Raw genomic sequence first — 18,974 nt, forward strand, 5'->3', positions numbered from 1 at the left:
GTTTTAGGGAAATGGTTTGAAGTCCGTTGAAGGACGCTTACTCTGTGATTGCGGATGAAGGACACTCGTCGATGCATGCTCCGCAGTCGACGCACTTTCCTGCATCGATGACTGCGATATCCTCAACTACGATTGCTCCCTGGGGGCATACGTCTGCGCATGCTCCACAACCAACACATTCATTTCCGTTAACTGTTACCATGTGAGTAACCTCTGATAGTTGAACTGAATATATCGTATATAACTTTTGAGGGGTTTTTTTTTCGGATTTCCTCAATTTTTTCACATTTTTAGCCATAATTAATACTCAATTAACAACTATTAATGTATATTTTTATACATCAATGTACAAAAAAGATATATATTGAATAATAATTCACATCAATTATGACAATACCATTCGATGCAAGGATCAACCTAACACCAGAAGACATTCCAAAGAGGTGGTATAACCTCGCAGCCGATCTCCCTGGCCTCAAACCACCATTGAATCCGGGGACAGGAGAGGTAGCTAAACCTGAGGATTTCGAACCGATATTCTGTAAAGAGATCATCAGACAGGAAGGCTCCACAGAGAGGTACATAGACATACCGGAAGAGGTACGTGACAACCTGATATACCTGAACAGACCAGCACCCCTGCAGAGAGCATACAGGCTTGAGAAATATCTCAAGACTCCTGCAAAGATATACTTCAAAAGAGAGGACATGAGCCCTCTTGGAAGCCATAAGGGGAACACTGCGATCGCACAGGCGTACTATAACGCGGAAGCAGGAATACACACCCTCACGACGGAGACAGGCGCAGGACAATGGGGAACAGCACTCGCGATGGTCTCCAATCTGTACGACATCAAGACAACAGTCTTCATGGTCAAAGGAAGCTACCTAGCGAAACCGCTCAGGAAGACGATCATCAACACATATGGCGCGACGATATACGCATCCCCTAGCGAACACACCGAATTCGGAAAGAAGATACTGAAAGAACACCCAGAAACAACGGGATCGCTCGGTATCGCCATATCCGAAGCATGTGAGATGGCAGCGAATGACAAGAACATCTGCTACTCGCTCGGAAGTGTCCTGAATCACGTGATGTTGCATCAGACCGTCATCGGTATAGAGACGATGCAACAGATGGAGATAGGAGAGATCGAACCCGACTATGTAGTCGCATGTACCGGAGGAGGCTCCAACTTCGCAGGATTGACATTCCCGATACTCGGGGAGAAGATCAGGGGCAAGGGATTCAAGGACACGCAATTCGTTGCTGTTGAGCCCAGAGCTGCACCATCTCTAACGAAAGGAGAATTCAAGTATGACTACGGAGACACCGCAGGATTCACGCCATTGCTCATGATGTACACTCTGGGAAGCGAGTTCATACCATCATCGATCCACGCCGGTGGCCTGAGGTACCATGGTATGTCACCACTCGTATCCGCTGCATACGATACGGGCCTCATTACAGCGAGATCATATGATCAGACGCAAACATTCGAGGCAGGTATCATGATGGCTAGGACGGAAGGAATCATACCTGCGCCCGAATCGTGCCATGCACTCAAGGGAGCGATCGATCTCGCACTTGAATGCAAGGAAAAGAATGAGGAGAAGACGATAGTCTTCTGTCTTTCCGGACATGGGCTGTTGGATCTCTATGGATACGAACAGTATCTTGACGGTACGCTCCCATCCTCTGAGATCTGAAGCGGATCAGGGCCTGCTTCGGCAGGCCCACATCCCTTTTACAACATAGCCCGTTGGATACGGACGATTTTCAATCCTCATCGGCCGATAAGAGCGTAAAAGGTCTCGGCCAATGATTCCGCAACATTCACTGGTTTTATTGCTGACAACAGCATTGTATGGATTGTATTGAAGGACATGACAGAGATATCAGGGCACATATGGAACGGGGAGGACTTCGATGAAGGTTCCATCATCATCGAGGATGGGATCGTCGTCGACATAATGTACGGTCAACCGACGTCCGATGAAAATTATACCATCATTCCAGGATTGGTCGATGGACACACACATATCGCTGATGCAGGCCTAGTATTGGATAGCAGATACACACTCGAGGATCTTGTAGCACCTCCGAATGGCATCAAGCACAGATATCTGAGGAACAAGTCGAAGGATGAACTGATATTGGACATGTCCGATTATGCGACAAGACTCAAGATGAACGGTGTGTCCAAATTCCTTGATTTCAGAGAAGGAGGCGTCGAAGGTTGTTCGATGCTCAGAAACGCATCAGATGATGCCATCATCCTCGGACGCCCGATATCCAATGAATTCGATCCGAATGAGATGGAATCTATCCTGAAGATATCCGACGGCATAGGGATATCGAGTATATCCGACATGGATCACAACTACATAGAGAGGATAGCTGACATCACACACAGATCAGGGAAGAAATTGGCGATACACGTATCGGAACGCATCAGAGAAGATATCGATTTCGTCCTCTCCTTGGAACCCGACCTCATCATACACATGGTACAGGCTACGAAGGATGATGTTAAGAAATGTGCGGATGCCGATGTGCCGATAGTCGTCTGTGCATCATCCAACAGATATTTCGATATGACCCCGGACATACGCATGATGATAGAGTCTGGTGCATCAGTATCCATCGGTACGGATAATGCTATGCTATCCCCATCTGCCAACATCTTCGATGAGTTCAGGACATTCAATAATATACTTTCGACACAGGGAGGAAGCCTCATCGATGCCTATAGATGCCTTATAAGGGATGGATGCAAGTTATTATATCGTGAGTTTCCGTTCAAGTTTCAACCTGGAATGGACGCAGACATAACGATCATACGGTCATCGCCTAAGGATATAACAAAGCGCGACCAAATATTGGATATCCGCCATCTGACACCGGGTTATCGAGGGGAGTAATATGACATTCAAGAACATTCTTGTCCCAACAGACGGAAGTGAATACACCAAAGCCGCCATCAACAACGCGGTTGAGATGGCAAAGAATTATGGCGCAAAGATAACAGCATTGTACGTCATAGATCAAACGGTATTCGTCAATATGCCACTCGACTCTGCGGTCATGAACACATACACACTACTCAAGAAGGAAGGGGAGAGTGCGGTACAGTACGTCCTCAACCTCTGCAAGGAGAATGGTGTCGAATGTGATATCAAGATCGTGGAAGGATCACCTGTCAAATGTATCGTCGAAGCATCCAAAGACTTCGACATAATCGTGATGGGAACACTTGGAAGGACAGGATTCTCCAAACTGATGATGGGCAGCGTTGCAGAACGCGTCGTCAGATATTCAGAATGTCCTGTCATGGTCGTCAGATCCAAGGAGGGAGAGAAAAAATGAAGACAGTAGAAGAGGTCATGGTCAAGGTCCCGATAGTAGTTGAAGTTCCCGGCAGTCGTAGCGATGCCATAAACGTGATGGTCAGGAACAATGTGACCGGGGCACCTGTTGTACGTTCAGCCGATGGTCACCTCGTAGGCGTGATATCAAGGAAGGACGTATTCAACAAGATGGATGAGGAACAGCTCTCCCTGTTAATGAAGAAGGATATCGTCACTGTGGGGCCACATATAAGTATCGAAGAGGTCGCCAGGATCTTCGTCGAGAAGAGGATCCACAGATTGCCTGTTGTCGATGACGGCATACTCATCGGTCTTGTCACACCAACGGATCTCCTCGACGACGTAAAAAATCTCAAAACGAGCATGACGGCAGAGGATGCCATAAGCACGACATGCGTGACAGCCTATGAAGGCGATCCCCTCTCGTACGTCGTAGCAGCCATGAGGGTCAGCAAGATCACATCATTCCCTGTCCTCGATGCACACGGAAAACTCACAGGAATCATCACGGATCGTGATATGTTCCTCGATCAGAGCAAGGACCTTAACGCACTCAAGGAGATGGGCCTCGATGAAGCCAACCAATCCCTTGCAGGATACAGGAATGTCCTCCCGCTGTTCTACATGGCGAGCAACAAGGAGATCCCCGAGGAATACACCGTCAAGGATTACATGGTCAAGGAACCGACCACTGTTTTCAAGAAGACCTCACTCTCCGAAGTGGCGAAGATAATGAAACAATACAACTTCGGACAGATACCTGTTCGCGGGAACAAGGACGAACTCCTTGGAATGATTTATGATGTGGATGTGCTTTCAGCACTTCTGAGATGATCATATGTCTGATAATGCCGCCGAACTAATGGCCCTTTGCAAACGCAGAGGATTCATCTATCCATCATTCGAAATATACGGTGGAGTCGCAGGAATGTACGACTACGGACCCCTGGGCTGCATCCTCAAGAACAATATCGTAGAAGCATGGAGACACATATACAAAGGAAGGGAGGGTTTCATAGAAATTGATAGTGAGACCGTCAACCCCAGGGATGTCTTCAAAGCCTCAGGACACCTTGACAACTTCTCCGATCTTATCACATACTGCACGAAATGTCAAGCACCGTTCAGGGCGGACCATATGGTCAAGGAGTTCATCGACAACCCTGACGTATTGTCCCCTAAGGAACTTGAGGAAGCATTCGTGAAATACGGCGTGAAATGTCCAGAATGTGGCGGGGAACTTGGGCCCGTGGATGAGTTCAATCTGATGTTCAAAACCTACATCGGACCTGGTTCAGCACGTATCGGTTATATGAGACCCGAGACAGCACAAGGAATATTCGTCAATTACACCAACCTTTACAGATACAACAGAGAGAGACTCCCGCTCGGTGTCCTCCAGACAGGAAGGAGCTACAGGAATGAGATCGCCCCCCGTCAGGGAATGATACGCATGAGGGAGTTCAACCAGATGGAGGTTGAACTCTTCGTCGACCCTGAGGACAAGGATTGGGCAAGATTCAAGGATATCGAGAATGAATCGCTCGACCTCATACCGAATACAACACTCCAGCTCACCACGATGACCGTCAAGGAAGCTGTTGAGAAGGGAGTCATAGCCAACCGTGTGTTGGCGTACTTCGTATACACAACGAAACAGCTCCTCACCACACTCGGTATCGATCCCAAGAGATTGAGATTCAGAGAACATGAGAAGGACGAGATGGCGCACTATGCGGCGGATTGCTGGGATGCAGAGGTCCTCTTATCCTACGGATGGACAGAGATCGTTGGTATCGCTGACAGGGGCTCATGGGACCTTTCTAGACATGCACAGTTCTCAGGCCAGGACATGACACACTTTAAGAAGTACGACGTACCGAAGGAAGTCGAGATGGACAAGGTCAAAGCCAAGAACAAGGCACTCGGTCCAAGATTCAAAGGTAAGGCGAAGGATGTCGCTGCAGCCATAGAGTCATCCAAACCAGAGGATGTTAAAGATGGGAAACTCGTCGTCATCGTTGACGGAGAGAGCATAGAACTCGATGGGGAATCATTCGAGGTCGTACACGTCAAAGAGAAGATCGCGGGAGATCGTGTCATACCCCATGTGATCGAACCGTCACACGGACTCGACAGGATATTCTATTCCGTGCTGGAGCACGCATATGATCATGATGATAAGGAGGATTATACAGTACTCCACCTTGCACCAGTGGTTGCACCCATCAAAGTAGGAGTGTTCCCTCTCATGGAGAAGGATGGTCTCGACGATGTCGCCAAACAGATCTATGATGACATCCACAGATCCAATGCGGAAGCATACTATGACGGTTCAGGCACGATAGGCAAGAGATACGCCAGGATGGATGAGATCGGTACCCCATGGTGCATTACCGTTGACTACGAGACCGTCGAGGACGGCCCCAACAGGGGTACGGTAACGATCAGGGACCGTGATTCGAAAGAACAGAAACGTATCAAGATCGATGATGTAAAGAACATCATCGACAGATTGCTTTCAGGTTCTGACTTCGCAACAATCTGATTAATAAACATTTGTATGGGAATGGGGGTAAAACCTCCTTTACCATATCTGGCTTGCCACATTGATATTCTTATATGAATTTTTATTGAAAAAAATTATTCCTATGGGTAACGCTTAAATGTATACGATTCGGTGTTTACCCCGAGGTGTAAAAAGTGGGAGTAAAAGACCTGCAGGATCTTAAGAAGATCGCGATGCTCAGATCTCAGATCGAAAGCAAGACGGTCGAAGATATAATGGACACCGAATATCCGAGCATTGGGCCGGACGAGAAACTCAACGACGCCCTTTTGCTCATGAAGGACACGGGTTATCAAGACATACCCGTCGTCGATGATGGCGAATATATCGGAACGATATGCTACGGCTCTATTCTGAAGAAGAAGAGCATTGCATTGGATTCCAGGGTGAGGAACCTCATCAACACGCCGCCTGTCATCACCAAGGATATGGGGCTCACGAAGGTTGCCGAGATCATGATACTCAACAACCTCAGACAAGTGCCTGTAGTGAATTCGAACAAGAAGAAGATCATAGGATGCATCGGCAGGATGCAGATGATCGACCTTGTCATAGGCATCAAAGCCTTCAAGGACGTCAAGGTCTTCGAGATAATGAACACCCCAGTGGAGAGTGTGAAGGACAATCAGCTCCTCGATGATGCACTCGAGATCATGAGGGAATTAGATATCAGGACAGTTCCTGTCACTGACAACGGCAACCGCATCGTCGGTATCGTCGGAATGAAAGAGGTCATCGAGAACAACTGGAAGTCCACGAGCAAGACTGTTGGAGACATCTCTGGAAAGAGCAAGAAGGTATCCACGACGATCGAATCGGTTTGCATGTCAGCGGTAAAGTCCGTGAAGTGGAATGACGACATAGAAATGGCTGTTGAGTTGATGTCCGATAACGGGATATCGACCGTCCCTGTCACGGAGGATGACAAACTCGTCGGAATAATAACCCAATACGATATCATAGAGCTCATTTCCGCGTGCAGGGAGAGACAATACCTCTTCATACAACTCAGTGGATTGGATGACGAGGACAAAGCGCTTGCACCATCGATATACGACACCATCAAGGATGAAGTAGAGAAGATAAACAAGATGGTCTTGCCTGAATCACTCTCAATCAACGTGGCGAGATATAACGAGAAGGGAGACAAGAACAAATACAGTGTCACTGGAAGACTCATCGCGAGCGGACGTGCATTCAGCGCCAAGCAGGTGGATTGGGACCTTGTCAAGACTGTTGATGATCTCATGAAGAAGATCGTCGACATGGTCATCGATGACAAAGACTCCACGACGACACTCCGCAGAAGGAAGAGATGAATGAAGGGGGCATCCGCCCCCTTACAAACCATTTTTGAAAAACATAATAAGATTGTATCCAATCCATGTGACATGAACATCGATGTCCAGAAGATGATGTTTAAATCACGTGATGAGGCATATGCCGCATTCTCATCTAAACTGATCCCTGGCAGAGATGATCTTCTAGGCGTAAGGATACCAATACTCAGAAAATTGGCGAAGATGATCATCGATGAAGATGAGTGGAACGAGTATCTCGACACATGGGAGCCACATCATCTTGAGGATTATCTTCTAAGAGCATTTGTGATATCCTACGTCAAAGTGGATGTTGATGAAAGACTATCCCTATTCAAGGACTTCATACCACTAATTGATAACTGGTCCGTATGTGATTCGTTCTCAAATACATGGAAACCGAAGGAAAATGAGAAGGAGAAACTGTGGGAATTCATCCTACCATATCTTGAAAGCGATGATGAATTCCGCATGCGTTATGCAGCCACGATAATGGCATTCCATTTTGTCGATGAACAACATGTGAATGACATCATAAGATCATTGGATACACATCATAACGATGGTTACTACTACAAGATGGGTGCAGCATGGACTCTATCCGTATGCTTCGCTAAATTTCCGGACATCACATACGACTACATGAGGAACGAGAATCATCTTGACGACGAGACATTCAACATGCTGATCGGCAAGATCAGAGATTCATATCGCGTTACCGATGATATGAAGTCGAAGGTCAAACTTCTGAAGAGATGATCAATCCACCATTCTTTTGATCTCTTCTACAATAGCATCGGCATTCTCTTTGCCGACACGCGCCCCCACTCTAGGATAATAGGACCATCCGCGTGCGATACAGTCATCCTTGAATTTCTCGTTCGTGACAGCAATCACTCTCTCGGCAGGGAGTACGGGCATGATCATCTCGAACATGTCCTTAGGCACACATACGACGATCTTATCGAACGGCTGCACCAATAAACGGATCTCCCCGACGAAATCCTTCTCTTCTTGGAGTCTCTCATAATCCGCTTTGCATGAAGGGACAAAATCGTATTTCATGACCACATAATTCGATGGAATGAAACCAAATCTGCCAGAGATGATTCCGAATGAAGTACTTGTGATGTTCGTGAGTCTGTCGTAGAGATTCTTTACCTCTGTGCATCTTCCTCCGAACATATCGTATGCACTGACAAAACCGTCACTCAAGAACACTGTCGAATCGTTCGTTATCACCAATACATTCTTCTGCACACCGTTCATCACATCCGGCCTCAACAGACCGCCTACGCCTGCGACACCCATGATTACAACCTCTTGCTTCCCAAACGGTATGCTATATTACAATTGCCTTCTGCCGATACCATGCACGGACCTGACGGACTTGTAGGCTTACAGACCTTACCGAACATCGGACACTCCTCAGAACGTATTATCCCTCTCAGGACCTCACCACATCTGCAGCCTTTCGCTTCAGGCTCCACGAACGGGGTCTTCGCCAATATATCCTCGTGGATCTTAGTGGCGTCATGATCCTCATATTTCTTCTTGAGCGCCAATGCACTCTTCTTTATGACAGGGAATCCTCTCCATGTCCTGTCCACAGGATCGAATGTCTCTTCCATCAATCTCATCGCCTTAGGATTCCCTTCGGGTCTGACGAGTCTTGTGTATTCGTTCTCAACTTCGCATCTGCCCTCGTTCAACTGTTTGCAGAGCATGTACACCGACATCAATATGTCCAAAGGCTCGAAACCTGCCACCACCTGTGGCATCTTGTATTTGGTAACGAATGGTTCAAACATCTTCGTACCTGTGATTACAGCTACATGCCCAGGATCGATAAGGCCCTGTACCTTGGTCTCGCCCATTTCGAATATGGCCTCCAACACAGGTGGGCAGATCCTATGACAACTGTATATGCTGAAGTTATCTGGCACATCCTTCTGCAGTGGAACGCATGTGGATGGTGCTGTGGTCTCGAAACCCACTGCGACGAATACCAATGGCTTCGTCTGTTCCTTGGCCATCCTGACCGCATCCTCAATGGAATAGACGATCCTGACATCACATCCTTCTGATTTCGTATCGTTGAGCGTACCTATGGTCGTCGGTACTCTCATCATATCTCCAAATGCACAGACAGTAACTCTATTCCTTGCCAATGTGATAGCATCCGCGATCTCACTGCTCGTAGTGACACAAACAGGGCATCCTGGTCCTTGACGGATCTCCACACCGACATCCTTGAGCAGTTCCTCAAGTCCGAAACGTACGATGGTGTCCTGATGCGTACCACAAACATGCATGAATGTGTAGTCTATATCCATATCACGTATCTTGTCCAAGATCTTCTTGGCCGTCGCCTCATCCCTGTATTTGAACATCGTCACGCCTCCACTATCCTAAGATTCTTGACACTGCATGTCTGACCTGCTGTGACCTTCACCCTTCCGCCACATTTAGGACATGACAGTATCGGGATGTAATGATCGTCGTAATCGCTCTGTATGTTGTTCACAGGGCCCTCGTATCCACAATCCAGACAAAGCGCTCTGACCGCTTCCTTCTCGATGACCAATTTAGAACCTTCGAGTTTCGTACCTTTGGTGACTATCTCGTAGGCGAATGACATCTGCTCTTCGCCTAAACTTGTCATATCCCCTATGACCAATGTCACTTCCTCAACACTCTGGGCGTTATATTTCTCCAATTCCCTGAGTATGGCTGAAACAAGATCCGATACGACCGATACCTCATGCATCAGGGTAGACAATAGTATTGCTGTTAATAAGGTATCGTGCATGAATCGCACATGGATCTGACCGAACACTTGGAGCAATTATGCTTATTGGGAAGACAGACGACCTGGCCGTGGCGTACGATGTAACGATTGATATCATTCCACCTATCCTTTGGAGTTATCCTCATCAATTCGAATTCGGTCTCTGTTGGATCCTTCGTATGCACCAACCCCATAAGATTCGCGATCCTGTGCACATGCGTATCCACACATACTGAAGGTATATCCATCGCATACGATCTCACACATGCGGCCGTCTTCCTGCCGACCATCGGAAGTTTCAAGAGTTCCTCTGTATCGGAAGGCACGATGCCATCGAATTCATCACGAAGCATCTGACAGCACTCTATGATCGCACTTCCCTTCTGCTTCGGGAATCCTGCCGGCCTTACAGCATCCACCACTTTATCTATATCAGCATCTGCCAATTCGTCTATGGAATCATAAAGATGGAATAGATTGTCTGATGCTCTCCTCGTATTGTCATCACGTGTCCTCTGAGAGAGTATGGTCGCTATCAGCACATGGAATGGATCCGCTGGCCATTCCGGATTAAGACCTTCGGACGAACGTCCGGGGTATGCTCCGCCCACATATTCCTTAGCGAGTGTATCTAATATCCAACAGATGTCCTTCTCAACCATCTCATCGCCCCCTCGGCCATGAATAACGAACCTGTGATGAGTACATTACCGTCATCACGCTCCGATATCGCGGTATCTATCGCCATATCGATATCCTCTATGAATTTGACGTCGCTGTTGTATCTCCTCATCGCATCCATCACGACGTCACGTTGTGCTGCCCTATCGGAATGAGGCAATGTCACTATCACCTTGGACGCTATCTTTGACAGATTGGAGGATATCGTTTCGATATCTTTGTCTCCAAGTATACCGAATACCACCGTGACATTTCCATAGATCTCCTTGACAGCATCGAATGATACTCTGCTACCTGCTGCAGTGTGCGATACATCGACTATGATCGGCAAATCATCCATCTTCTCCAACCTGCATGGCCAATGGACCTTCCTCAAGCCTTCTGTGACATTCACTTTCAATCCTAAGGAAGATACGGCATCTATCGCCAACGCGGCATTCTTCGCTTGATGCCTACCAGCAAGATTGATCTCATATTCCTGCCCCTTGTACACAGCACGTGTGACATCCTCTCCGACATATGTGATGGATATATCATCGATGACCTCAACGTCTGTAGATACGGAAGAGGCTACATCCATGATCACATCCAATGCCGTCCCTTCGTTAGATGTTATGACAGGAACCCCATCTTTGATTATACCAGCCTTCTCGTATGCGATCTTCTCCAAGGTGTCTCCGAGATATTCCGTGTGCTCCATGCTTATGTTGGTTATCACAGAAACATCAGGGTGCAATATGTTGGTGGCATCATATCTGCCACCCATCCCTACTTCCACTACTGCATATTCAACGCCCTTATCTCTGAAGAACTCGAACGCTATGGCGGTCGTGACCTCGAAGAACGTACATTGCATCCCGTTCGAATGCATATCTTCAACATGGGGTCTTATCTCGGTGATGTATCTCTCCAACTCATCATCGTTTATCGATTGTCCGGAGACCCTCATCCTCTCATTAAAATCCAATATGTGGGGGGATGTATACAACCCCGTCCTTATCCCAGAACATCTCAGTATTGATTCGATCATAGCGCATGTGGAACCTTTACCGTCAGTACCTGCGACATGTATCGATCTGAATGAGTTCTGAGGATCATCTAATCTATTCAACAACTCCGTTATGTTCCTCAGCCCTAGTTTGATGCCGTGGACACTGAGGCCATAGAGCCATGATGTCATCTCGTCCTTATTCATCGGACCAACCTGCGATCATCTCATTGACGGTCATATCCTTCCTCTTAGCGACCTTTCTAAGGAGATTCATAGCTCCAGAACCATATTGTGCAGCCTTCTTCTTCTTAGCAGCGACCTCTGGTTGACCTATTGCTTCCGCGACATCCCTGAGGGTCTTCTTACGTACCTCGCCGGGAATTATGTCCTTGATATCCATTCTCTCGACTATCGCCCTGACGCGTTCATCGAGATATGGGTACAGTATCTCCTTTCCGAAATGATCGGCCACCATCGATTCATGTTTCAAGGTCTTCGTTAACAGAGAGGCCATATCGGCCTCTCTTTGATCCTTGAACTCATCCTCGGACAGCCCTATGTATTTCGAATAACCTGCGAACAGTTCATCCGCACCCTGCCCTCCGATTATCATACGTTCAGGAACATTCTTCGATACGTAATACAAAGGGATCTCGAACGATAGCGTGATCGGATTGACAGTCCCTGTTATCAAGATCATCTCTTTAACATTGTCCTCGATGTCATCCTCGGATATCCTTATGTGATCCCATTCGAGATCGAGTATCTCCGACACCTCACGTGATTCGTTGACATCGTATGCATCATCGACGCCTGCCGTGTAAAGATGTATGGAATTAGCATAATCCTTGGCGATGGATGCCACGATACCGCAATCCAGCCCTCCTGAGAAGGCGACCGCTACATCCTTGCCTTCCACCATCTCTCTTATTACCTCTTTCAGGACATCTGTCAATTCAGATGATGCACACATGAATTGAAGATATGGATGTTGGATATACAACTATCCGTACCATCCATCGATTATATCGATTGATATCTGTCAGAAATATGAAGTGATACACTCAATCATTATCGAAACCTATCACTATAGTTGATGCTTCTTTGGAAAGATCGAACCCGGCCTTACTCTTTATCATCATATCGGACGTAGTGCATGGATGGGCCACGATCGCACCAGCACAATGAGGGATGGAATCCAATAATGTCGTATGAGTCGCGGGGATGATGAATCTCTCAGCACCATCGAATACGGAATCTACGAACACTATGAAATCCTTCGACACCCAAACGATATCCTCTCTCGTCCTGTATCCATCCATCTCCTCTGGTTTCAGGGATCTTCCGACGACATCCCCTTTCGAATTCACCATGAGAACGGTCGCATAATCCTTCATCTTGGAATCGAATACCCTGTTATCGACGATCAACGCGAGTTTGTTCTCCTTCTCCATGACCTCGTCATATGATCTATTGATGACATCCATCCCTGTGGCGGATTTCGTATTCAATTCCTCCCTGTGTATCACTTCTGAGAAATCACTGTCCATGATGATGACACGCAACACGCCGTCGATACCGTTGAGATGATCGATGACATCGTTAGGAACGACCATGACTGGGGGTATGCATAATCGTCATAATAAAATATCACAGACCATCCCCCATGGAATGACGTACAGTCCAGACATGATGATTCTAGCCATGTTATTATTTATAATTGTAAGATAAATAACGAGGCGATGAAGAAACTTGTGATCACTGAGAAAGCAAATGCCGCAAGGAGGATATCCACGATACTGTCCGACGGCAAATCACATTCCAAAAGCAATGGAGGAGTGACCGTAATCTCGTTCACCAATAATGGCGACGAATATGATGTCGTCAGTCTCAGAGGTCACATCATCGAACTCGATTACCCGGAGCAATACAACGACTGGAGCGCGAGCTCACCTGTAGATCTCGTATATGCGCCGCAGGTGAAGACAATACGCGTAAAGAGCATTGTGAACACCATCAAGAACCTCATGGATTCTGCTGATGAGATAATCATCGCTACTGACTTTGATAGGGAAGGAGAGCTCATCGGCATGGAGACCATCACTGCCGTGGGCGCAGATATGTCGAAGGTGAAGAGGGCCAAATTCAGCGCCCTCACCAAGATGGAGGTGGAGAATGCATTCGCCAACCTCGTACTTCCGGATGAGAGACTTGCTAATGCAGCAGAGGCGAGACAGATCGTCGATCTCTCATGGGGTGCTGTGCTCACAAGACTGATATCATTGTCCGCAGGACAGGTCGGGAAGAACTTCATGTCCGTAGGGAGAGTTCAGAGTCCTACACTCAAATTACTTGTGGACAGGAATGAGGAGATCACCAAATTCGTACCGACGCCATATTGGAAGATCGTCGGAAAATTCGGAATGCTTGCATTCAAAGGAGTGCATGAGGAGGACCCATTCTGGGAGAAGGAGAAGGCCGATGCCGTCCTCGAGAAATGCAAGAACGTGAAATCAGGTACGGTGAAATCCTTCGACCGTTCGATGAAGGAGGAATTCAGACCTGCACCATTCGATACTACCGCTATGCAGGTCGAAGCCAACAAGATAGGCATACCTCCTGCCACAGCTATGAAACTTGCAGAGGATCTGTACACCGGTGGATACATCTCATATCCGCGTACAGAGAACACGGAATATCCGAAGAGCCTTGGTATCAGAAGTGTACTAGAGAAGCTCAAAGAGTCTGATTTCAAGGATGAGGTAAATGAGATCCTTTCGCAGGAGACAATCATCCCTTCAAGAGGAAAGAGAAGAACCACGGACCACCCGCCTATCTATCCTACCGCTGCGGCGACATCCGATAAGATGAAGGGGGACAAATGGAAGCTCTATGAACTCATTGTGAGGAGATTTCTTGCTACTCTCGGACCGAATGCTGAGGCGGAGATCACGAAGTGCTCCATAGATGTCAACGGAGAGACATTCAACGCAGACGGATACGTTCTCAAGAAAGAAGGATGGAAGAAGTATTGGAAAAAATACATGACCATCGCTAACACTCACATCCCGCCGTTGAATGTCGGTGATGACATAGATGTCAGGTCCATGTCCATGGACGAGGGGGAGACGAAACCTCCATACAGATACAACCAGGGTTCACTCATCCAAGAGATGGATAAGCTCGGACTCGGTACGAAATCAACGAGACATGACATAATCGGCAAACTCTATTCCAGAAACTATGTACAAGGCAATTATATGACGCCGACAGCGAGCGGAATAGCCTTGACCAAATCCTTGGAAAAGCATGGCGGAGGTATTGCTGAACCTGATATGACCGCTAAACTCGAAGCGGATATGCTCAAGATCAGCAGCGGAGAGAAGATGTTATCCGATGTTGTCGAAGAATCGCAAAGGATGCTCCATGCCGCTGCCGTAACGATAGATGAACAGAAGGTTGCGATAGGTGATGAGATCAAAAATGCACTCAAATCCCAACAGTTCATCGGCATCTGTCCAAATTGTGGCAACAATATGACGATCAAGAAATCCAGGAATGGTAACTTCATTGGATGTGATGGCTACCCTGATTGCAAATGTGCGTACCCATTGCCAAGAAGTGCGTTGATACAGACCTTGGAGACGAAATGCGAAGTCTGCGGTCTGCCTCAGCTCAAGGTCATAAGGAAAGGCATGCCGCCTCAGACCATTTGTATCGATCCGAAATGTGAGAGCAACACATTGAAGACACATCTTGGAAAATGCCCAACATGTGGAAAAGGTACGATCAGGATAATGTACTCAAAAGCGGGAAAACGCTTTGCAGGATGCTCATCATGGCCCGAATGCACTCAAACATATCCACTTAGGCCGAAAGGGACCGTGACAGCCACAGGTAAATCGTGTGAACTATGCGGCGCACCAATAATTGCGATGGGCGATTATGAAGAATGTTTAAACGCGACCTGCCCCAGCAGATCTAAGAAATGAGATTCAGAATGTATCGCACTCTTCGGCTTCTATGCCATTGAAGTGCATCTCTATCTCGTCGATATCCTTGGAGATACGAGCATTGCGGCATTTAGGACACTCTAGCTCCTTGCCTAGAGATAGCTTCACATTGACCTGTGCAGAGTCCACTCTGATGATGCTACCGCACTTACAATAGATCGACTTCATTCTGCCGATTCCAGGTACTGTGAATATTGTGGATGTATCACCAGAAAGTTGACGAAACGTTCTTTTTTTATCCACGATACACACCTGTTTTCAACGCATAGTACAGACTGATTTGAATCAATCAGACAAGCATCTCCCTCAATCAATAGACAGGATATAAGGGTATCCATAACGGCCTTAATAACCCCAGTTAAAATAACATCGTTAATAGAAAAATCGATGATTAACGACGTTATTTGTTTATAAATGAATGAAAAATCCTAAGATAATGACCATTTTGTGGTAAAATTACAATATTTTGGCGAATGCTATTTTTTCACATCAAATATTTGATAATGATATCAAAATCTCGATGGAACAACTTCATAACACTACATATCCTAGTGTTTCGATATGAGTCGATCTCCAGTGGAAATGTAGGGGTTTAGAACAATCAGATGATGATGAAAAATGAGGGGGCTAAAGCCCCGCTCATGATCAGAGGGTAAATGCTTTCTTTCCGAGGAACACGGCCTTCGAACCGAGTTCTTCCTCGATCCTAAGGAGTTGGTTGTACTTTGACGTACGCTCTCCACGGGCAGGGGCGCCGGTCTTGATCTGACCTGATCCCCATCCGACAGCGAGATCCGCGATACTTACATCCTCGGACTCACCGGAGCGGTGCGATACAACAACGAAATAACCATTATCGAAACTCATCTGTGCTGCATCTCCGGCCTCGGTGACCGTACCGATCTGATTGACCTTGAGAAGGAGTGCGTTCGCCGCACCGACATCTATTCCCTTGGACAATCTCTTGGTGTTCGTCACGAAGAGATCGTCACCGACGATCTGAACATTCGAACCGATCTTCTTGGTCAATTCGGCAGTGGTCTCGAAATCATCCTCGAAGAATGGATCCTCGATGCTGATCAGAGGATACGTCTCTGTGAGTTTCTTGTAATGATCCGCAAGCTCGCCTGCTGAGAGTTTCATTCCATCTACGTCATAGACACCATCATTATAGAACTCACTCGATGCTGCATCCAATGCAAGGAACACATCCTTCCCTGGCGCATAACCTGCATCAGAGACTGCGGAGAGGATCGTCTCCATCGCTTCAGCCGATGTGTCGAGAGGAGGTGCGAATCCACCCTCATCACCGAGATTGATGGCCCCTACACCATATTTCTTCTTGAGGAGTGATTTGAGTGACATGTATACCTCGGATGACATCCTAAGACACTCCGAGAACGATTTTGCACCAGCAGGTATGATCATGAATTCCTGTATCTTCAGATTGCCGCCTGCGTGTTTGCCACCGTTGATGATGTTAAGCATCGGAACGGGGAGGGTCACTCCATTGTCTCCGATGTGCTGGTAGAGCGGTACTCCGTCAACCATAGAACCTGCCTTTGCAACTGCCAAGGATGTTGCTATTATCGCATTGGCACCAAGCCTCTTCTTGTTATCAGTACCGTCCAATTCGATCATCGCCTCATCGACAGCACGTTGGTCCGCAGGATCCATTCCTACGATTGCTTTTGCGATCTCCGTACGGACGTTGTTCACAGCATTCAATACGCCTTTTCCGCCGAATCTTGCATCGCCATCACGGAGTTCATGCGCTTCCCAAGAACCGGTGGACGCCCCAGAAGGAGCTATGGCCCTTACCTTGTGGCCTGCGACCGTGATCTCTGCTTCAACCGTAGGATTCCCTCTAGAATCCAATACCTCTCTCGCCCATACTGCTTCAATCTTCATTTGATTCACTCCAGAACATATTGTTCCATCATACTGCTTAGAACGTCGACATCCTTTTCAGATAGATAATTCTCTTCAATCGACACGATGAGTGTTACCTTGGATGAGGAGATGATCTGATGCAACATCGTCATGACTGTATTGGCCCCATTGACACCGATTAATTGTACGATGCTATCTATGATGACGACGGGCCTATCATTCTCCTCGATGAAACTCATCACCATATTCATCAATGTCCCTAACTTGGACATCTCAAGATACCCCACCTTCGCTTTGGTGGATAGGCCGATGACCTTTGTATCATAACCTTTGAATCTGTCGTTCACCGCCTTCGTCCTTCCAGCGGTGATGATCATCAATCTACAGGTCTTGAGCAAGGACATACCCAATTCATAGACCATATCGGGCTCTTCTTCGATGACATAGTAAGAATGACCGAATTTGACATCATGTTCGAACGGCGCATCTCCAGCATCGTTCGACTGTTGATTATTTCCGAAGAATCTGTGGATCATCCCTTTGGCATTCTTATCGGAATCCACAAGATCGGATTCACGTATGCATGAAAGTATATCAGAACTCTTGAATGGTTTGGTGACCACGCCTATGACGTTCGGATTATCGTCAGGGATGGTCTCCTTACTCCGGGATATGATTATCACACGGACCTTGTTGCCGTCCTCCATCTCATCCAATATCCTGAATGAATTCAGCCCATTGACCTTGGAATCCAGTATCAACAGATCCGGTCTGAACGATTCCAATTTGGATATGGCATCGTCCACATCACCTGTCTGTTCAGTGGTCCAGCCTTCAGATACCAGGATCTCTGACAGAATCTCCTGGATAGCTATATTGTCATCAACTATTAGTGCCTTCATCCTGTTCTCCCTCCGGGATGAATAGTGGTCCATCTAACCTATCATGTCGAAGTATAAAACATAACCCAAAGCAATGCTACCACAGGCCGTTACATAATCAACTATTGCGGCATTAACACCGCATTAGCTGATCGATTAAGAACAGGCCATATGGCCAAAGAAAACAATGGGAAGCTCACTGCTTCCTGCTCTCTTTTGCTTTAGGCCTGAGGTTGCTGTATCCGCATTTACGACATTTGGTCGCATTTTTAGGGTTAGTGGCGTAGCAGCTCATACAGACAGACTTGTCCAACAATCTGCTCTCAGCCTCTTTGAAGCGTGCCATTTGATTTCCTCTGGGCAACCCAATATTGCTCATATATTTAAGTGTTCGTTCTTCTATACAATAAAGAAAATAAGATGCGTCATCCGCCCCATACCAGTGGATCCCACACGGCAGT

General features: G+C 47.0%; 20 protein-coding genes. 8 read left to right on the plus strand and 12 right to left on the minus strand.

From position 1 onward, the window contains the following. Positions 1–37: 37 nt before the first annotated feature. Positions 38–202, minus strand: coding sequence for a DUF362 domain-containing protein (locus tag ACI2NF_RS06755; RefSeq protein WP_400147781.1), 165 nt, complete (start codon positions 200–202; stop codon positions 38–40). A 185-nt stretch (positions 203–387) separates the two neighbouring features. On the opposite strand from ACI2NF_RS06755, the gene ACI2NF_RS06760 reads away from it, so the two are divergent. The 7 genes from ACI2NF_RS06760 (at position 388) to ACI2NF_RS06790 (ending at position 8,022) form a co-directional block, all read left to right on the plus strand. Further along, entirely contained in the window at positions 388–1,713 is a 1,326-nt protein-coding gene (locus tag ACI2NF_RS06760) for a TrpB-like pyridoxal phosphate-dependent enzyme (protein ID WP_400211259.1), read from the plus strand. Between the two features lie 177 nt (positions 1,714–1,890). After that, positions 1,891–2,928, plus strand: a complete 1,038-nt coding sequence (locus ACI2NF_RS06765; RefSeq protein WP_400211260.1) for an amidohydrolase family protein — start codon at positions 1,891–1,893, stop codon at positions 2,926–2,928. A 1-nt stretch (position 2,929) separates the two neighbouring features. Continuing rightward, entirely contained in the window at positions 2,930–3,373 is a 444-nt protein-coding gene (locus tag ACI2NF_RS06770) for a universal stress protein (protein ID WP_177971928.1), read from the plus strand. Continuing rightward, positions 3,370–4,209 (plus strand): CBS domain-containing protein, encoded by an 840-nt coding sequence (locus tag ACI2NF_RS06775; protein WP_177971927.1) that lies wholly within the window; start codon positions 3,370–3,372, stop codon positions 4,207–4,209. The genes ACI2NF_RS06770 and ACI2NF_RS06775 overlap by 4 nt, the downstream gene beginning before the upstream one ends. 4 nt (positions 4,210–4,213) lie before the next feature. Then, positions 4,214–5,923: a glycine--tRNA ligase gene (glyS, locus tag ACI2NF_RS06780; protein WP_400146466.1), complete on the plus strand. Its 1,710-nt coding sequence runs from the start codon at positions 4,214–4,216 to the stop codon at positions 5,921–5,923. Positions 5,924–6,078: 155 nt separating this feature from the next. Further along, positions 6,079–7,263: a CBS domain-containing protein gene (locus ACI2NF_RS06785; RefSeq protein WP_400146465.1), complete on the plus strand. Its 1,185-nt coding sequence runs from the start codon at positions 6,079–6,081 to the stop codon at positions 7,261–7,263. Positions 7,264–7,335: 72 nt separating this feature from the next. Beyond that, complete coding sequence (locus ACI2NF_RS06790) at positions 7,336–8,022, plus strand: DNA alkylation repair protein (protein WP_400146463.1); 687 nt, start codon at positions 7,336–7,338, stop codon at positions 8,020–8,022. On the opposite strand, the gene ACI2NF_RS06795 is transcribed toward ACI2NF_RS06790, so the two are convergent. The 7 genes from ACI2NF_RS06795 to ACI2NF_RS06825 all read right to left on the minus strand — a co-directional run bounded on the left by ACI2NF_RS06795 (position 8,023) and on the right by ACI2NF_RS06825 (position 13,342). After that, positions 8,023–8,574, minus strand: a complete 552-nt coding sequence (locus tag ACI2NF_RS06795) for a hypothetical protein (protein WP_400146462.1) — start codon at positions 8,572–8,574, stop codon at positions 8,023–8,025. It lies immediately after the preceding gene. Between the two features lie 2 nt (positions 8,575–8,576). Then, positions 8,577–9,656 (minus strand): hydrogenase formation protein HypD, encoded by a 1,080-nt coding sequence (gene hypD / locus ACI2NF_RS06800; protein WP_400206254.1) that lies wholly within the window; start codon positions 9,654–9,656, stop codon positions 8,577–8,579. A 2-nt stretch (positions 9,657–9,658) separates the two neighbouring features. Further along, positions 9,659–10,033 (minus strand): hydrogenase maturation nickel metallochaperone HypA, encoded by a 375-nt coding sequence (gene hypA / locus ACI2NF_RS06805; protein ID WP_177971705.1) that lies wholly within the window; start codon positions 10,031–10,033, stop codon positions 9,659–9,661. 23 nt (positions 10,034–10,056) lie between these two features. Beyond that, the gene (locus ACI2NF_RS06810) at positions 10,057–10,716 is read right to left on the minus strand and encodes an endonuclease III domain-containing protein (protein WP_400146456.1); all 660 of its coding nucleotides are present in this window, start codon (positions 10,714–10,716) and stop codon (positions 10,057–10,059) included. Then, entirely contained in the window at positions 10,686–11,930 is a 1,245-nt protein-coding gene (locus tag ACI2NF_RS06815) for a bifunctional folylpolyglutamate synthase/dihydrofolate synthase (protein WP_400211262.1), read from the minus strand. Before ACI2NF_RS06815 ends, ACI2NF_RS06810 begins: the two co-directional genes overlap by 31 nt. Then, positions 11,923–12,699, minus strand: coding sequence for an asparagine synthase C-terminal domain-containing protein (locus ACI2NF_RS06820; RefSeq protein ID WP_400211263.1), 777 nt, complete (start codon positions 12,697–12,699; stop codon positions 11,923–11,925). Before ACI2NF_RS06820 ends, ACI2NF_RS06815 begins: the two co-directional genes overlap by 8 nt. Positions 12,700–12,790: 91 nt before the next feature. Further along, a complete protein-coding gene (locus ACI2NF_RS06825) occupies positions 12,791–13,342 on the minus strand; it encodes a hypothetical protein (RefSeq protein WP_400146450.1) in 552 nt (183 codons plus the stop codon). A gap of 126 nt (positions 13,343–13,468) precedes the next feature. Here ACI2NF_RS06825 and ACI2NF_RS06830 point away from each other — a divergent pair, with 126 nt between their 5' ends. Continuing rightward, on the plus strand, positions 13,469–15,718 hold the full coding sequence (locus tag ACI2NF_RS06830) for a DNA topoisomerase I (protein WP_400211264.1): 2,250 nt from the start codon (positions 13,469–13,471) through the stop codon (positions 15,716–15,718). Between the two features lie 3 nt (positions 15,719–15,721). On the opposite strand, the gene ACI2NF_RS06835 is transcribed toward ACI2NF_RS06830, so the two are convergent. From ACI2NF_RS06835 to ACI2NF_RS06850, 4 genes are all read right to left on the minus strand, one after another. Next, positions 15,722–15,907 (minus strand): hypothetical protein, encoded by a 186-nt coding sequence (locus tag ACI2NF_RS06835; RefSeq protein WP_177971699.1) that lies wholly within the window; start codon positions 15,905–15,907, stop codon positions 15,722–15,724. 477 nt (positions 15,908–16,384) lie between these two features. Next, positions 16,385–17,650, minus strand: coding sequence for a phosphopyruvate hydratase (eno, locus tag ACI2NF_RS06840; RefSeq protein ID WP_400211265.1), 1,266 nt, complete (start codon positions 17,648–17,650; stop codon positions 16,385–16,387). Between the two features lie 5 nt (positions 17,651–17,655). Further along, on the minus strand, positions 17,656–18,534 hold the full coding sequence (locus tag ACI2NF_RS06845) for a response regulator (protein ID WP_400148123.1): 879 nt from the start codon (positions 18,532–18,534) through the stop codon (positions 17,656–17,658). Positions 18,535–18,709: 175 nt separating this feature from the next. After that, positions 18,710–18,859: a 50S ribosomal protein L40e gene (locus ACI2NF_RS06850; protein ID WP_177971696.1), complete on the minus strand. Its 150-nt coding sequence runs from the start codon at positions 18,857–18,859 to the stop codon at positions 18,710–18,712. Positions 18,860–18,974: the final 115 nt, after the last annotated feature.

Source organism: Candidatus Methanarcanum hacksteinii (genome assembly GCF_964305265.1).
Lineage (GTDB): Archaea > Thermoplasmatota > Thermoplasmata > Methanomassiliicoccales > Methanomethylophilaceae > Methanarcanum > Methanarcanum hacksteinii.

Bases quoted from the DNA above. Each gene is read 5' to 3' on its own strand.
- ACI2NF_RS06770 (WP_177971928.1), top strand. From the start codon at position 2,930: ATGACATTCAAGAACATTCTTGTCCCAACAGACGGAAGTGAATACACC.
- hypA (WP_177971705.1), bottom strand. From the start codon at position 10,033: ATGCATGAGGTATCGGTCGTATCGGATCTTGTTTCAGCCATACTCAGG.
- ACI2NF_RS06845 (WP_400148123.1), bottom strand. From the start codon at position 18,534: ATGAAGGCACTAATAGTTGATGACAATATAGCTATCCAGGAGATTCTG.
- ACI2NF_RS06820 (WP_400211263.1), bottom strand. From the start codon at position 12,699: ATGTGTGCATCATCTGAATTGACAGATGTCCTGAAAGAGGTAATAAGA.
- ACI2NF_RS06755 (WP_400147781.1), bottom strand. From the start codon at position 202: ATGGTAACAGTTAACGGAAATGAATGTGTTGGTTGTGGAGCATGCGCA.
- ACI2NF_RS06760 (WP_400211259.1), top strand. From the start codon at position 388: ATGACAATACCATTCGATGCAAGGATCAACCTAACACCAGAAGACATT.
- ACI2NF_RS06775 (WP_177971927.1), top strand. From the start codon at position 3,370: ATGAAGACAGTAGAAGAGGTCATGGTCAAGGTCCCGATAGTAGTTGAA.
- ACI2NF_RS06790 (WP_400146463.1), top strand. From the start codon at position 7,336: ATGAACATCGATGTCCAGAAGATGATGTTTAAATCACGTGATGAGGCA.
- ACI2NF_RS06835 (WP_177971699.1), bottom strand. From the start codon at position 15,907: ATGAAGTCGATCTATTGTAAGTGCGGTAGCATCATCAGAGTGGACTCT.
- ACI2NF_RS06825 (WP_400146450.1), bottom strand. From the start codon at position 13,342: ATGGTCGTTCCTAACGATGTCATCGATCATCTCAACGGTATCGACGGC.
- ACI2NF_RS06815 (WP_400211262.1), bottom strand. From the start codon at position 11,930: ATGAATAAGGACGAGATGACATCATGGCTCTATGGCCTCAGTGTCCAC.
- glyS (WP_400146466.1), top strand. From the start codon at position 4,214: ATGTCTGATAATGCCGCCGAACTAATGGCCCTTTGCAAACGCAGAGGA.
- ACI2NF_RS06810 (WP_400146456.1), bottom strand. From the start codon at position 10,716: ATGGTTGAGAAGGACATCTGTTGGATATTAGATACACTCGCTAAGGAA.
- ACI2NF_RS06850 (WP_177971696.1), bottom strand. From the start codon at position 18,859: ATGGCACGCTTCAAAGAGGCTGAGAGCAGATTGTTGGACAAGTCTGTC.
- hypD (WP_400206254.1), bottom strand. From the start codon at position 9,656: ATGTTCAAATACAGGGATGAGGCGACGGCCAAGAAGATCTTGGACAAG.
- ACI2NF_RS06830 (WP_400211264.1), top strand. From the start codon at position 13,469: ATGAAGAAACTTGTGATCACTGAGAAAGCAAATGCCGCAAGGAGGATA.
- ACI2NF_RS06765 (WP_400211260.1), top strand. From the start codon at position 1,891: ATGACAGAGATATCAGGGCACATATGGAACGGGGAGGACTTCGATGAA.
- eno (WP_400211265.1), bottom strand. From the start codon at position 17,650: ATGAAGATTGAAGCAGTATGGGCGAGAGAGGTATTGGATTCTAGAGGG.
- ACI2NF_RS06795 (WP_400146462.1), bottom strand. From the start codon at position 8,574: ATGGGTGTCGCAGGCGTAGGCGGTCTGTTGAGGCCGGATGTGATGAAC.